General features: G+C 70.5%; 14 protein-coding genes. 8 read left to right on the top strand and 6 right to left on the bottom strand.

Annotated elements, in window-relative coordinates; genetic code table 11:
* The first annotated feature begins 44 nt into the window (after positions 1 to 44).
* Both ACZOOI_RS18340 and ACZOOI_RS18335 read left to right on the top strand, forming a co-directional pair.
* On the top strand, positions 45 to 1,880 hold the full coding sequence (locus ACZOOI_RS18340) for an HSP90 family protein (RefSeq protein WP_465276887.1): 1,836 nt from the start codon (positions 45 to 47) through the stop codon (positions 1,878 to 1,880).
* Positions 1,881 to 1,889: 9 nt separating this feature from the next.
* Positions 1,890 to 4,790 (top strand): hypothetical protein, encoded by a 2,901-nt coding sequence (locus tag ACZOOI_RS18335; RefSeq protein WP_465276886.1) that lies wholly within the window; start codon positions 1,890 to 1,892, stop codon positions 4,788 to 4,790.
* Positions 4,791 to 4,871: 81 nt separating this feature from the next.
* Here the strand turns inward: ACZOOI_RS18335 and ACZOOI_RS18330 are convergent, their stop codons facing one another.
* On the bottom strand, positions 4,872 to 5,225 hold the full coding sequence (locus tag ACZOOI_RS18330) for a DUF6299 family protein (protein WP_465276885.1): 354 nt from the start codon (positions 5,223 to 5,225) through the stop codon (positions 4,872 to 4,874).
* Positions 5,226 to 5,828: 603 nt separating this feature from the next.
* The gene (locus ACZOOI_RS18325) at positions 5,829 to 6,251 is read right to left on the bottom strand and encodes a MarR family winged helix-turn-helix transcriptional regulator (protein ID WP_465276884.1); all 423 of its coding nucleotides are present in this window, start codon (positions 6,249 to 6,251) and stop codon (positions 5,829 to 5,831) included.
* 143 nt (positions 6,252 to 6,394) lie between these two features.
* On the opposite strand from ACZOOI_RS18325, the gene eno reads away from it, so the two are divergent.
* Positions 6,395 to 7,672, top strand: coding sequence for a phosphopyruvate hydratase (gene eno, locus ACZOOI_RS18320; protein ID WP_465276883.1), 1,278 nt, complete (start codon positions 6,395 to 6,397; stop codon positions 7,670 to 7,672).
* Positions 7,673 to 7,761: 89 nt separating this feature from the next.
* Here eno and ACZOOI_RS18315 read toward each other — a convergent pair whose 3' ends face one another.
* From ACZOOI_RS18315 to ACZOOI_RS18305, 3 genes are read right to left on the bottom strand one after another with little or no spacing between them, the layout of a single operon-like run.
* Entirely contained in the window at positions 7,762 to 7,944 is a 183-nt protein-coding gene (locus tag ACZOOI_RS18315; RefSeq protein WP_465276882.1) for a DUF397 domain-containing protein, read from the bottom strand.
* 58 nt (positions 7,945 to 8,002) lie between these two features.
* Positions 8,003 to 8,185, bottom strand: a complete 183-nt coding sequence (locus ACZOOI_RS18310) for a DUF397 domain-containing protein (protein WP_465276881.1) — start codon at positions 8,183 to 8,185, stop codon at positions 8,003 to 8,005.
* Positions 8,182 to 9,006 carry a helix-turn-helix domain-containing protein gene (locus ACZOOI_RS18305; RefSeq protein WP_465276880.1) on the bottom strand — a complete coding sequence of 275 codons (825 nt, stop codon included), beginning with the start codon at positions 9,004 to 9,006 and terminating at the stop codon, positions 8,182 to 8,184. Before ACZOOI_RS18305 ends, ACZOOI_RS18310 begins: the two co-directional genes overlap by 4 nt.
* Positions 9,007 to 9,455: 449 nt before the next feature.
* Between ACZOOI_RS18305 and ACZOOI_RS18300 the strand changes: the two genes are divergently transcribed.
* The 3 genes from ACZOOI_RS18300 to ACZOOI_RS18290 all read left to right on the top strand — a co-directional run bounded on the left by ACZOOI_RS18300 (position 9,456) and on the right by ACZOOI_RS18290 (position 11,031).
* Entirely contained in the window at positions 9,456 to 9,638 is a 183-nt protein-coding gene (locus tag ACZOOI_RS18300; RefSeq protein WP_465276879.1) for a hypothetical protein, read from the top strand.
* 143 nt (positions 9,639 to 9,781) lie between these two features.
* Positions 9,782 to 9,928 (top strand): hypothetical protein, encoded by a 147-nt coding sequence (locus tag ACZOOI_RS18295; RefSeq protein ID WP_396011084.1) that lies wholly within the window; start codon positions 9,782 to 9,784, stop codon positions 9,926 to 9,928.
* Entirely contained in the window at positions 9,925 to 11,031 is a 1,107-nt protein-coding gene (locus tag ACZOOI_RS18290; protein WP_465276878.1) for a methyltransferase domain-containing protein, read from the top strand. The genes ACZOOI_RS18295 and ACZOOI_RS18290 overlap by 4 nt, the downstream gene beginning before the upstream one ends.
* Positions 11,032 to 11,571: 540 nt before the next feature.
* On the opposite strand, the gene ACZOOI_RS18285 is transcribed toward ACZOOI_RS18290, so the two are convergent.
* A complete protein-coding gene (locus tag ACZOOI_RS18285) occupies positions 11,572 to 12,732 on the bottom strand; it encodes an acyl-CoA dehydrogenase (RefSeq protein ID WP_465276877.1) in 1,161 nt (386 codons plus the stop codon).
* Positions 12,733 to 12,929: 197 nt separating this feature from the next.
* Here ACZOOI_RS18285 and ACZOOI_RS18280 point away from each other — a divergent pair, with 197 nt between their 5' ends.
* Together ACZOOI_RS18280 and ACZOOI_RS18275 are read left to right on the top strand one after the other, a co-directional pair.
* Positions 12,930 to 14,249 carry a UDP-glucose dehydrogenase family protein gene (locus ACZOOI_RS18280; protein ID WP_465276876.1) on the top strand — a complete coding sequence of 440 codons (1,320 nt, stop codon included), beginning with the start codon at positions 12,930 to 12,932 and terminating at the stop codon, positions 14,247 to 14,249.
* A gap of 106 nt (positions 14,250 to 14,355) precedes the next feature.
* Complete coding sequence (locus ACZOOI_RS18275) at positions 14,356 to 14,781, top strand: CoA-binding protein (RefSeq protein WP_465276875.1); 426 nt, start codon at positions 14,356 to 14,358, stop codon at positions 14,779 to 14,781.
* The last annotated feature ends 42 nt before the right edge of the window (positions 14,782 to 14,823 follow it).

The raw sequence follows: 14,823 nt of genomic DNA, 5'->3' as shown, positions 1-14,823 counted from the left end.
CGGGATGTCGGCCGGCGATCCTGCCCCGAGGTGACGAAGTCCGCATGAACGATGCCGCGATAACCGCCGCAGACCACACCTTCCAGGTCGATCTGCGCGGTCTGGTCGACCTGTTGTCGCACCACCTCTACTCCAGCCCCCGGGTATACCTGCGTGAGCTGCTGCAGAACGGCGTCGACGCGGTCACCGCGCGGCGGGCCGCGGACTCACAGGCCCCCGCGGCGATCACGATCACGGTGGAGGACGGCGGCCTTCGGGTCACCGACACCGGTGTCGGGCTGACCGAGGCCGACGTGCACCGCTTCCTGGCCACCATCGGGCGCAGTTCCAAGCGGGATGCGCTGGAGAGCGCCCGGCGCGACTACATCGGCCAGTTCGGCATCGGCCTGCTCGCGTGCTTCGTGGTCGCCGACGAGATCACCGTGGTCACCCGCTCGGCCCAGGCGGCGGACGCGCCGCCGGTGGAATGGAAGGCCGGCGCCGACGGCCGCTACACGGTGCGCACCCTGACCCCCGAGGAGCGCGAAGAGCCGGGCACCACGGTGTTCCTGACGCCGCGTCGGGGCAGCGAGTCGTGGTTCGCCGCGGACCGGGTGATCGAACTCGCCCGCGACTTCGGCGCGCTCCTGCCGTACCCGGTCACCGTGGTGGCCGACGGCGAGCACACGCCGATCACCGACACCCCCGCGGTCTGGGATCGCCCGTACCCCACGTCGGAGCGTCGCCGGGCCGCGCTCGCCGCGTACTGCGAGAGCCGACTCGGTTTCACCCCGCTGGACGTGATCGACCTGGACGTGCCGCTCGCGGGCGTGCGCGGCGCGGCGTTCGTGCTGCCGGAGGCGGTCAGCCCGGCGATGCGCGGCAAGCACCGGGTGCATCTCAAGGGCATGTTGCTCACCGAGAACGCCGACGGGCTGCTGCCCGACTGGGCGTTCTTCGTGCGATGCGTCGTGGACACCGACACGCTGCGGCCCACCGCGTCGCGGGAGAGCCTGTACGACGACGAGTCGCTCGCCGGGGTGCGGGACGCGCTCGGCGGGCACATCCGGGACTGGCTGGCCGAGTTGGCCGCGCACGACCAGCCGCGGCTGGCCCGGTTCCTGAGTGTGCATCACCTGGGCGTGAAGGCGCTCGCCCGGCACGACGACGAGTTGTTGCGGCTGGTCCTGCCGTGGTTGCCGTTCGAGACCACCGACGGGCGGATCGCGCTCGACGAGTTCGCCCGCCGGCATCCGGTCGTGCACGTGACGCCGACCGTGGAGGAGTACCGCCAGGTCGCGCCGATCGCGGCGGCGGCCGGGCTGGGCGTGGTCAACGGCGGTTACACCTACGACCTGGACCTGGTCCACCGGCTGGCCGAGATCCGCCCCGGCACCACCGTCACCGAACTCGACCCGGACACCGTCACCGCGCACCTGGACTCGGTCGACCCGAGCGCCGAACTGGCGGCGGCGAGCTTCCTCGCGCATGCCCGGGCCGCGCTGGATCCGCTCTCGTGCGACGTGTCGCTGCGCACGTTCCAGCCGGTCACCGTGCCCGCGCTGCTGCTCGACGGGCGGGACGCGCGCGGCGAGCGCGGTCGGGCCGAGGCCGAGCAGGACGCGGCCGGTCGCGGCGACGACCTGTGGTCGGGAATCCTGGGCTCGCTGCGCGGCCAGGGCCCGCGTGCCCAACTCGTGCTCAACCACCTCAACCCGCTGGTCCGCCGGATCGCCGGCCTCGACGATCCCGAACTGGCCCGGGCCGCGGTCGAAGGACTGTACGGCCAGGCCCTGTTGCTCAGCCACCGACCGCTCACCTCGGCCGAGACCGGCCTGCTCGGCCGGTCCTTCCTCGGCCTGCTGGAGCGGGCGGTCCACCAGCCGAACCCCGCCGAATAGGAACCCTTGATGGACATCCGTGACGACGCCGGGTTCTTCGCTGCCCTGGACGCGAACGAGGAACTGCCGTATGGAAGGGCACGTACCGCCCGCGCCGAGGAACTGGTCGTGGTCGCCGAACGGATGGGCAACGACGAGAACCTCGCGTGGGCGCTGCTGCGGCTGATCACCGCGTACAACTACGGTGGCGAGTCGCCGCGTACGCCGGTCCCGCTCTCCCGCCTGCTCAAGCTGTGGGACGAGCACCCCGAGGGCTTCGACGAGCAGCTGACCCACCACCTGTTCTGGGATCTCAAGTGGATCACCAGCTCGCTGCTCGCGGTGCCCGACGTGCCGCTGCCGGCGATCCGCGGCTACCTCGCCGACATGGAGCGCCGCTATCGCACCGCCGGACACAGCCTGCGGCCGGTCCACCAGAGCCGGTTCTACCTGGCCCGACACATCGGCGCAGACGCGGAGAGCGCCGAGGCGTTCGACGCGTGGCTGGCGGCCGATCGCGACCGGCTCGCCGACTGCGACGCGTGCGAACGGCGCGAGCAGGCCCGCTGGTTGATCGCGCAGAGCCGGGACGCGGACGCGCTGGAACTGCTCGCGCCCACCCTGGACGGCGCGTTGACCTGCGCCGAGGAGCCGCAGGTCTCGCTGGCCGCGTCGATGTTGCCGCTCGTGCGCGAGGGCGATCCGGATCGGGCCCGGGCACACCACCTGCGCGGCTACCGTTCCGTGCGGGGCAAGGTGAGCACCTACGCGGCGGTCGCCGAGCACATCGAGTTCTGTGCGCTGACCGGCAACGAGGGCCGCGGGATCGAGATCCTGGCCGAGCACCGCGCCTGGCTGGAGCGTCCGCAGAGCGACCCGTCCGACCACTCCGACTTCCTCGCCGGCGTCGCGGTGCTGCTGCGCCGGCTGGTCGCGGTCGGCGGCCCCGAGTTGGTGGTCTTCGAGAACACCACGGCCGGCGCGCTGCGCGACACGGTCGAACGCGAACTGTTCGAGATCACCGCGCGCTTCGACGCGCGCAACGGCAACGACGCGGTGAGTTCGCGGGTGCGACGCCGGTTGGCGGCGGCGCCGGTGGCGAAGTCGCTGCCGCTGGGCCTGCGTTCGGCCCGGGTGTCCGCGCCGTCGTCGGCCGCGCCGGTCCGGCCGGCGGCCGTTTCCGCTGCCCGGGATGCTGCGGAACTGCTGTCCCACGCCCGCGAGTTGGACGCGCAGGGGCATCCCCGTTCGGATGCGGCGTGGCAGGACTACGCGGCGACCGCACGCGAGCGTGGACAGGACGTGGACGCCTTCGCGCTCGCCGCGATCACCGAGGCGGAGGGCATCGACCTGGTCGAGGAGGGCGAGTTCGCGGCGGGCATCGCGGCGCTGACCCGAGCCGCGGCCGGCTACGAGGCGGCCGGCGCGCCGGGGCGGGCGGTGGGCGCCGAGGTGCGCACCGCGATGGCCCGGTTCCGGGCCGAGGAGGCCGACGCGAACGGGCTGTTCGACGCGGCCCGGGCCAAGGCCGAGGAATTCCTGCCGGACGACGCCGCACCGCTGGCCCTGGTGCTGCACCACCGCGCGATCGTGGCCCTGACGACCGGGGCCGACGACGTGGACGAGATCCTGACCGAACTGCACGACCTGGGCCGGGACCACGGGCTGGGGCACCGGCAGGCGGCGGCGCTGCACCTGCGCGCGGAGCAGGCGCTCCAGGAGGACCGTACGACCGACGCCGAGGCGGATCTGAGCACCGCCATCACGCTCTGCCGGGAGGCGGAACGGCCCTGGCTGGCCTGCCGACCGTTGTTCCTGCGCAGCCAGGTCCGGATGCAGGCGGGCGACCCCGCGGCGGCGGAGGCGGATATGCGCGGCGCGCTGGAGACGGCGGCCTTCTACGCCGAGCCGCAGTTCCCGGTCGGCCACGCGCTGACCATGCTGGCCAACGCCGTCGGCGCGCAGGACCGGCCCGAGGACGCGCTGCCGTTCGCCTTGGAGGCCGCGCACGTCTTCGACGACGAGGGCGACGCGGAGATGGCGGCGGCCTGCCGCAGGGGCGCCGTGGGCATGCTGTTCGGCCTGGGCCGGGACGCGGAGGCTGCGGCGATCCTGGAGGAGCTGCTGCCCGAGATCGAGGCGCACCACGGCCCCGAGCACGCGATGCACGAACGGTGGGCACTGGGCATGTGCCTGCGCCGGCTGGGCGATGCGCGGGACGCGGCCAAGCACCTGTCGATGGCGGCCGAGGCCGCGACGAAGGTCGCCGATCGGGCCACCCAGGCGGAGATCGCGGTGGCGGCGGCACACGCGCTGGACGACGCCGGGATGGCCGCGCAGGCGCAGGCCGCGTTCGGCCGGGCGATCGAACTGCTGCGCGCGGAGGGCGACGTGCGCGAGACGGTCCGCGCACTGCGGGCGAAGGCGTGGAACATCGCCGGCAGCACGGACCGGGAGGACCCGTCCGGGGTGGACCGGGCGGTGGCGCTGTTCGGGGAGGCGCTGCGGGAGTTGGCGGGGGCTGATCCCGGCTCGGGGGCGGGGGCGGGGGCCGGTTCGGGTGCCGATTCCGGTGATGGCGCGGCCTCGGGCCCGGGTTCGGGTACCGACGACGATGTGGCGGCGATGATCGCGATCGAGACGGCCGGTACGCATCACCAACTCGCCCACCTGCTGGCGCGCGCCGACCGGCTGCATCCGGCGCTGACCGCGGCCGACCGGGCGGCGGCGGCGTACGTACCGCTGTTGCCGGAGGAGGGTCACGGGTATCTGGATGCGGTGCAACTGGGCGCCCGAATAGAGGCGTTCGGGCTGGAGCAGCGGCAGACGGCGGTGAACCGGTTGAGCGAGGCGCTGACGGTGTGCCGGACGGCCGGGTTCGACTCCGTCGATGATCTCCGGGAACTGCGGAACGAGTTGGCGAAGAACTGACCGACGGACGTCGGCAATCGCTCCCGCCGCCGCCCGGAGCCCCGCGACGTGGCCCGGGCGGCGGAAGTGCCGAGTGCGCTGTCAGGCCCGCTGGATCACCACGTCGTGCGCGTCGTGGGCGAGGATGTTCGGGAGTACGGGGATCAGGTCGTCGTCGTACCGGAGTTCGAGCAGCGTGGCATCGCCGCTTGCCGGGCCGGGGACGAAGGTGATGTACGGCTGCTCGGTGTTGCGCCAGGTGTGCGTGCGGCCGTCGCACGTGGCCACGGTGCCGCCGATGGAGGCGTGCCGGCCGGCCTGGGCGACGTTGCCGCCGACCAGTACGGTCCCGACGTGGTCGGCGGAGCACTGGTAGGTCCCCGAGAGGGTGAGCGTCCCGTCCTCCGCCACCCACACGGTCGAATCCATCGCGACCCGGTCATCGCCGGCACGCACGCCCCCGCGCGGGAGCGTATGCGCCTGCGCTGCCGCAACGGGCGCAAGCGCGAGCACGAGACCGGCACATCCGGCGGACAGGGCCACGGCCGTACGGCCGGCAGTGATCATCATGCCGTCGCCAACGATCGCGAGTCCGAAAGGTTTCGCCCACACGTACGGACGAGATGGCGAGCGCGGCGGCCACCCTCCGCCGAAGCCGCACGACCTGCCGCAAGCCCCGATGTCCGCTGCCGGACCGAACGACCCTGCCGGCCCCTGGCGTTCGCGGTCACGGAAGGACCGACTCCCGGCGGCCCGGGGCATCCGAATCCGCCGCCGCCGGCCACCGAGTAGCCCGAAAGCATGAACTTCCCGGGCCCGCCTTCTCGGTTGTCGAAGCCTCCCGATTACGCCGAGCACCACGCGGGCCGCACTCACCGGGCCCCGCCCGCCCCCCGCTGTGGCGTGGGGGCCGGCCGAGGACGGTCCGCGTGTCCTGGACTTCGGAATCGCCCGCGCTGTGGAGTCGACTCGGCCCACCTCCACGGAAGCGGCCTTCGGCACCCCCCGCCGATCCGCTGACCGCCCCGCGCCGCACTACCGGACGATTCGGGGCGGGCTTCAGTGCGCCGCGAGTCTCGCCACCAGCCCGATCCCCCGGGCCAGCAACTCTCGTTCCTCGCCCGTCAGTTCCGCCTCGATCGCGCGCGCGAGCCAATCCACCCGGCGCCCCCGCTCCTCCTCCAGCAGCGCCTGCCCGGCGGAGGAGAGCTCCACCAGGCTCTTGCGGCCGTCGGTCGGATGCGCCCGGCGCGTGATCAGTCCCTGCTCCATGAGCAGTCCGACGGCACGGGCCATGGACTGCGGGCGCACCTGCTGGTCGGCCGCCAGCTCGCTGGTCGTCATCGCACCGCTGCGGTCCAGCGCACCGAGCACGGCCACCTGACCGAACGGCATCCGGTCCTCCAGCTTCACGCGCCGCGTGAGCTTTCCCATCGCGGTGCGCAGTTCGGCCGCGACGGCGGCGGATTCCGGAAGGGGCATGCCGAACTTTAACGCAGCGCAGCTGCACAGCAGAACTGAACAGCGGGACTGAACAGCACTGCTGTAGAGTTCCCGTGCCGGGTCCGACACCACCGTCGCCGCAGCCGAATCCCGGCATACAGGCGACAACGAGAAGGGCTCTCATGACCGCCATCACCTCCGTCACCGGCCGCCGCATCCTCGACAGCAGGGGCAACCCCACCGTCGAGGTGGACGTGGAACTGGCGGACGGATCCATCGGCCGGGCCGCAGTCCCCTCCGGCGCTTCGACCGGCGCCCGCGAGGCCGTCGAACTCCGCGACGGCGACCCGGACCGCTGGCACGGCAAGGGCGTCGACCACGCGGTACGCCACGTCAACACGGAACTCGCCGCCGCCGTCACCGGTCGCGAGGCCGAGGACCAGGCCGGCCTCGACGCCGTACTCGTCGCCACGGACGGCACCCCCACCAAGTCCCGGCTCGGCGCCAACGCGATCCTCGGGGTCTCGCTGGCCACCGCCAAGGCCGCAGCCGCCGCCCACCGACTGCCGCTCTACCGCTACGTCGGCGGGTCCGACGCCCGACTGCTGCCCGTACCGATGATGAACATCGTCAACGGGGGCGCGCACGCCGACAATCCGCTGGACTTCCAGGAGTTCATGATCGCCCCGATCGGCGCGCGGACCTTTGCCGAGGCCGTGCGAATGGGGTCCGAGATCTTCCACACCCTGCGTCGCGACCTCCTCGCCGCCGGGCACGACACGGGCGTGGGCGACGAGGGCGGTTTCGCGCCCGCGTTGCGCACCGCCGAGGAGGCCCTCGACTTCGTGCTGGCCGCCGTCGAGCGCACGGGATACCGACCGGGCACGGACATCGGCCTGGTCATGGACCCGGCGTCGTCCGAGTTCTTCCGCGACGGCGTCTACGACTACACCGGGGAAGGAATACGGCGCACACCCGCCGAACAGGCCGACTACCTGGCCAAGTTGATCGACGCGTACCCCATCGTGTCGATCGAGGACCCGATGGCCGAGGACGACCTGACGGGATGGCGGGACCTGACCACCCGGGTCGGCGCACGCTGCCAACTCACCGGCGACGACGTGTTCTGCACGAACGAGACCCTCCTGCGCGAGGGCATCGACTCCGGCGTGGCCAACTCGGTCCTGGTGAAGGTCAATCAGATCGGCACCCTGACCGAGTCCCTGGCCACCGTCGACGCCGCCCACCGGGCGGGTTACACCGTCGTCATGTCGCACCGCTCGGGAGAGACGGAGGACATGACGATCGCGGACCTGGCGGTGGCCACGGGCTGCGGCCAGATCAAGACCGGTTCCCTGTCCCGCTCCGACCGCACCGCCAAGTACAACCAACTCATCCGCATCGAGGAGCACTTGGGCGCCAGCGCCCGATACGCAGGCGCAGAGGCACTGCGCCGCTGAGCCCTGTCCGCGGATCATTACTTGGCCGCGAGGGCGGCGAGGGCGCGGTGCCGGACGTCGCGGTGCTCGGAGGGAATCGAAGACCGCCCCTAGTCCCGCAGCGCACCCAGCAGTTCGCCCCACGCGGCCGGGCTGATCTCCAGATGGCCGAGACTGCTGTCCTTGGTGTCACGGATGCCCGTGGACGTCGGGAGGGGCGCGACCTCGACACATGCGTCGTTGCCCGTGGAGTGACTGGCCTTGCGCCACGCGAGCGGGTCGATGACGTTCAAGGTTCATCCCATCTAATCGCCGTGATGTGCCGGTCCCGGACGAGTCGGTTCTCCGCCGCTAGTCCCGCAGTGCGCGCAGCAGTTCGCACCACGCGGCTGGGCTGACCTCCACGTGGCCAAGGCTGTGGTCCTTGGTGTCGCGTATACCCGTGGCGGCCGGGAGAGGCGCGACCTCAACGCACGACTCACTACCCGATGAATGGCTGGACTTACGCCAGGTGTACGCGTCGATGGTGCTCAAAGCGCTTCCAATCTGCTCTGTATCAAACGCTGCGATCGCTCTTCCGAGAGCGCCGCCGCGCGCTGGTAGTCCAGGTTCCGTCGATGCCGACGAACAGTCCGCACATCCCTGATAATCGCTGATCCGCTCTCCCACTCGGCATACGCAACGGGCGCATCTAGGGCTGGCAGGTCGAGCACTGTCACCGCACCGAGAAAGGGATGAACCTCGGCGTCGGACGGCAGGATTCTGAGACACACGTTCTCTAGTCGGCTCAGGTCAAGCAGGTGTTGCAACTGCTCCTGCAAGGCTATCCGTCCGCAGAAGCTGGCGGAAAGCACTGACTCGGGGAGAGTTGCCGAGACTGGAATACCGCGCTCGGTAACGATCTCCGCCCGTTGCAGTCGAACCTCCAAGAGAGCTTCCGCGTCGTCAGGGTCCGGCACGAAGGGCGACTGCAAGAGCGTTGCCCGCGCGTAGCCCTGAGCTTGCATCGGACCAGGAACGATGGTCGACGCAACGTCAATTGAAGTTGCCCGCGACTCGATGAGAATCAATTCTTCGTAGTTCCGGCTCAGCACCTCCCCGTACTTCACCCACCAAGGGTCCGCAGGGTGCTCCACGCCCAGCGCTCGATCCAGGCGCATCCGCGTAACCGGAGTCAGCCGCAAGATGTCGGCCAGTACGGCCACTTGGGCCGGCTTGATCGGCGTCACCCCGGTCTCCAGTCGAGACTGAGTGCCCTCGGCCCATCCCGCTCGCTCTGCCACTCGTGCCATGGGCAGGCCCGCCTCCCGGCGGAGCCGACGCAGTTCTGCACCGACGTGTGCGGGAGTACGCATCATGCCTCCTGTTGCGTGCCTCGGCTGGATTTCATGGAAGTGGAGCGGCAGGTTGCTGCAAGGGGCCTTGCATGTCAGCGTATTCAGTGTAACGAGAGATCACCTCTCCGTGACCGTCATCCGTTATGTCTGGATGCGGACGCGCTGCCGATCGGCGGGTGGAAGGTGCGGCCATGGAGCAAGAGAGTTCAACTCACTTGGCAGGGAGGACCATTCGACCCGGCCGGGGGGCGTGGATTCGGGACGAGCTCAGCGGCCTCTGTGGGGTCTGCGAATCGACCACGGGCCAAACCGTGTGCGCTCGAACGCTTGCCGGGACGTCGTTCACGGCCCGTGCGGATGACGTTCGCGTGCTCTCCCCCGCTGCCGCCGTCGAGGCCGTCTACACCTCTCCCGTTACGCCGACTAACGATGACAGCAAAGGGGTTCGAATGAGTCGACTACCGCAAGTGCGTGAAGGGCACGTCGTGGAGCACCTCGACGAGAGCCGGCGCGACGAGTGCCCGGAGGGCCGGGTCGTGCTCACCGGCGTCGGCCTGGTCACCGTCCAGCCCGCCAACGGCGCACCGAAATGGACCGTCGATCGACACGAAGTGCGGCACGTCGGCGCCCAAGACAAACAAGCGGATTGACCCGCAGGTGGGTGGGTGCTCGATTCCAGGCGATGCCCACCCACCTGCGACACCACCGGTCCGAAGGACGGCAATGGCACACCCAGAATACCGAGCCCGACTCGGGGCCTTGCCGTCCGCCGTACAAACACTCGGAGGCACCCATGAACAACCACGGCGACGGACAGAACGGCAAGGACGGCGACCGAAAGCAGCCGCCGCGCGAGCAGGACGGCCAGTGGAAGAAGCCCATTCCCCCGGACTCCAACACCCCCAAGGACCCCAGGAACCCCAAGGACAAGAACAAGTGAGCGCCCGCAGCCCACTCGTCGCCTGGGAAACCGTCTTCAACGACACGTCGCGCGACCCCTACATCCCCGACATCGTGTGGGTCGAGGGCGAGCAGATCGACCGCCGCACCGACCCCGAAGGCTGGACCCGGGCCGTCCGTGCCGACATCCCACTCGTCACGCAAATGGACGACGGCGTCGAGGGCGGCGACCTGATTCCCACCTCGTCCGCGTCGATGCCCTCGCTCGTCCGGTACATGCTCGAACAACTCGACGCGCGCCCGGATCACGACGTCCTCGAACTCGGCACCGGCACCGGCTGGACCACCGCACTGCTGGCCACCGCCCTGACCAAGGGCATCGTGACCACCGTCGAGGTGGACACCGCGGTGGCGAACGCCGCCCGAAAAGCACTGACCGGCCGCAGCTATGCCACCCCGACCACGGTCATCGGCGATGGGCTCGAAGGATACGAACCCGGCGCGCCGTACGATCTCGTCCTGTCCACCATGGCCGTGCGGCACGTCCCCTACGCGTGGGTCGAACAGTCCGCTCCCGGTGGGGTGATCCTCACCCCCTGGGGAACGGCGTACAACAACTCCGGCCTACTGCGCCTGGTCGTCGACCGCGACGGCACGGCCTCCGGCCGCTTCGTCGGCAACGCGGCCTTCATGTACGCCCGTTCGCAACGCCGCGCCTTCGACGGACGCCGGTTCGTCGGTGACGTGATCAAGGACCCGGGCACAGGAAGATCCCGCCACACCACCACGGACCCGCGCCGACTCCGGGAGGAGCACGCGGACTTCGCGATCGGCCTGGCCGTACCCGACGTCGAGCAGCGGGTGTTCTTCGGATCCGGCGAATCGGCGGGCGAGTCCACCTCCTGGTACACCGACGGCGAATCGTGGGCATCCGTCGTCCACGTGCCCGGCGTCGATTCGTTCCGGGTGACCGAAGGCGGCCCATGCGACCTGTGGGCCACGATCGAGGGTGCCTACAGGGCGTGGCGAGCCCGCGGCGAACCTCCCCGCGAGCAGCACGGAATCACCGTGACACCGAACGGCCAGTGGACCTGGCACGACGGCCCGGGCGGCCGAACCGGGTGCGGACCGATGTCCCGGTAGCGCCGAGCCGGCGACGTACGAAGTCTCCACGACGACCGGGTGGGCGGGTGCTCGATTCCAGGCGATGCCCGCCCACCCGCGAGATCACCGCTCTCGAAGGACGGCAACGACATGCGCTACCGCCCACGACCCGGAATCCGCCGACGCCGACCCGGCAACAGCAAGCACCACGGCCACCCAGGCAGCCCCCTGTCCACCGCGTTGCACAAACTCGCCGCAGCAGCAAGGCAGTTGGCCGCAGCAATCCCGCGGCCGGCAACAGCCGGGCCATGGATGGGCTTCCTGCACGGCGCCCCGTCCACCGGCCCATTCGCTCCGGAAGACCTCCCGCTCGACTGGCGATCCCGCCTGCCGAATCCGGCCGACCGAGTGGAATCCGGCCTCGCCCACGACTGACCGCCGTACGCCCCGTGGGCCGCAACCACCGCACACCGCAGCCGCAAACCACGCAGTCCCCCCGGCCGAATATCCGACCAGGGGGACCGCCGGCACCATCGACCCGCCACCGCCACCGCCGCAGGCACGAGCGCGAGCGCGCCCCTACTTCGGCAGGTTCCGCGCCATCACGATGCGCTGGACCTGGTTCGTGCCCTCGTAGATCTGGGTGATCTTGGCATCGCGCATCATCCGCTCCAGCGGGTAGTCGCGCGTGTAGCCGTATCCGCCCAGGAGTTGCACCGCGTCGACGGTGATCTCCATCGCCGCGTCGGACGCGAAGCACTTGGCCGCCGCGCCGTGGAAGGTCAGATCCGCGTCGCCGCGCTCCGACTTGGCCGCCGCCGCGTAGGTCAGCTGTCGGGCCGCCTCCAGCTTCATCGCCATGTCGGCGAGCATGAACTGGATGCCCTGGAAGTCGCCGATCGGCTTGCCGAACTGCCTGCGCTCCTGCACATAGCCCTTCGCGTAGTCGAGCGCACCCTGCGCGATGCCCAGCGCCTGCGCCGCGATCGTCACGCGCGTGTGGTCGAGCGTCCTCATCGCGGTGGCGAAGCCCGTACCCTCCTCGCCGATGATCCGGTCGGCCGGGATCCGCACGTTGTCGAGGTAGACCTCGCGCGTCGGCGAGCCCTTGATCCCGAGCTTCTTCTCCGGCGCGCCGAACGAGACGCCCTCGTCCGACTTCTCCACCACGAACGCCGAGATGCCCTTGCTGCGCTTGTCCGGGTCGGTCACCGCCATCACCGTGTAGAACTCGGACACCCCCGCGTTGGTGATCCAGCGCTTGACCCCGTCGAGCACCCACGAGTCGCCGTCGCGCACCGCGCGGGTCTTCATGGCCGCCGCGTCCGAACCCGCCTCGGGTTCGGACAGGCAGTACGAGAACATCCCGTCACCGCGTGCGACCGCGCCGAGGTAGCGCCGCTTGAGGTCCTCCGAGCCGGACAGGACCAGCGGCATCGTGCCGAGCTTGTTGACCGCCGGGATCAGCGACGAGGACGCACACACGCGCGCGATCTCCTCGATCACTATCACGGTGGCCAGCGCGTCGGCGCCGCCACCGCCGTACTCCTCCGGGATGTGCACCGCATGGAGATCGTTGGCGCTGAGCGCGTCCAGCGCCTCCTGCGGGAACCGGGACTGCTCGTCGACCTCGGCGGCGAACGGGGCGATCTTCGCCTCCGCGAGAGCGCGGACCGACTCGCGGAGCATGTCGTGCTCCTCGGAGACGCGGAAGAAGTCGAAGTCTTTTCGTCCGGCCACGGGTGCCTACCTCTCAACAGAAGAGTGTGCAGCGTTTTATTACCGCTCAGTAAACAACACTGGCGTCCACAATTATTCAGCCGCACCCGGTTCGGGCTCGCATCGGGACGGCCACGGTTCGGCGACGGCGCCGTGACTGCGCCGGATACGATCCAGGTCCCGTCCCATCCCCACGACGAAGAAGTCAGGTGACGTACGTGGCACCCCGCATCACGGTCATCGGTACCGGCTACCTGGGCGCCACGCACGCGGCGTGCATGGCCGAGCTGGGCTTCGAGGTCCTCGGGATGGACGTGGATCCCGACAAGGTGGCCACCCTCGCAGGTGGCCGCACGCCGTTCTGGGAGCCCGAGCTCGAAGAGCTGATGGCCCCGCACGTGGCGTCGGGACGGCTGCGCTTCACCACCGACATCGCCGAGATCGCCGAGTTCGGCGACGTGCACTTCGTGTGCGTGAACACGCCGCAGTGCAAGGGCGAGTTCGCCGCCGACGTGTCCTACGTCGACGCCGCCGTGGACGCGCTGGCCCCGCTGCTGCGCCGCCCGTGCCTGGTCGTCGGCAAGTCCACCGTCCCGGTCGGCACCGCCGAACGGCTGACCACCCGGATCGCCGAGCTCGCGCCGGTGGGCGCCGAAGCCGAGCTGGCCTGGAACCCCGAGTTCCTGCGCGAGGGCTACGCCGTCCAGGACACCCTGCACCCGGACCGGCTGGTGATCGGTGTGCGCTCGCAGCGGGCCGAGGACACGCTGCGCGAGGTGTACGCGACCCTGCTCGACGAGGGCGTCCCGCTCGTGGTGACCGACTTCGCCACCTCCGAGCTGGTCAAGACCGCCGCCAACTCGTTCCTGGCCACCAAGATCTCCTTCATCAACGCGATGGCCGAGGTCTGCGAGGCGGCCGGCGCCGACGTCGAGCAGCTCTCCCAGGCGCTCGCCTTCGACCCGCGGATCAACGGCCGCTTCCTCAAGGCCGGACTCGGCTTCGGCGGCGGTTGCCTGCCCAAGGACATCCGGGCATTCATGGCCCGAGCGGGTGAACTGGGCGCCGACCAGGCGCTCACCTTCCTGCGTGAGGTGGACGCGATCAACATGCGCCGCCGGTTCCGGATGGTCGACCTCGCCCGCGAACAGTGCGACGGCAGCTTCCTGGGCCGCCGGGTCGCCGTCTTCGGCGCCGCCTTCAAGCCCAACTCGGACGACATCCGCGACTCGCCCGCACTCAACGTCGCCGCGCAGGTGCAGCTCCAGGGCGGCGAGGTGACCGTGTACGACCCCAAGGCGATGGACAACGCCCGGAAGATGTACCCGGGCCTGACCTACGCGGACACCGCCTTCGACGCCGCCCGCGGCGCGCACGTGGTGCTGCACCTGACCGAGTGGTCCGAGTTCCGCGAGATGGATCCGGCCGTACTGGGCGAGATCGTCGCGGAGCGACGCGTACTCGACGGGCGCAACGCCCTCGACCCGGTGCGCTGGCGCGGCGCAGGATGGACGTACCGGGCACTCGGTCGCCCCTGAGTAGCCGGCCCGCGCCGGGGGCACACTCACCCGGCTGACGGCGCCGCGCCGTCCGTCTGTCGGGGGGCACCGCGAGCAGCGAGACAAGGACTGCGAGGTCATCAGCATGCCGTACGGCGACGAGGCCACGATCCGACGGATCCTCGACACGCACACGTGGGCGGTGGTGGGACTCAGCACCAACTCCCACCGTGCCGCATATGGAGTAGCCGCGTTCCTCCGTCAGTGGGGAAAGCGCATCGTGCCGGTGCACCCGAAGGCCGAGACCGTCCACGGCGAGCAGGGGTACGCCACGCTCGCCGAGATCCCGTTCCCGGTGGACGTGGTCGACGTGTTCGTCAACTCGGACCAGGCCGGCGACATCGCCGACCAGGCCGTGAAGATCGGCGCGAAGGCGGTCTGGTTCCAGTTGGACGTGATCGACGAGAGGGCCTACCAGCGGGTCCGTGACGCGGGCCTGGACATGGTGATGGACCGCTGCTCCGCGGTGGAACTCCAGCGCATCACCATGACGGGCGCGGGCCGGGCCTGAACCCGGAAACCGGGGCCCGAGCACACCGCCGGGCCCCGTCCA

It is taken from the genome of Embleya sp. L77, from assembly GCF_055557415.1.
The sequence above is the reverse complement of the archived record's forward strand: the minus strand, read 5'-3'. Positions and strand labels throughout refer to the sequence as shown.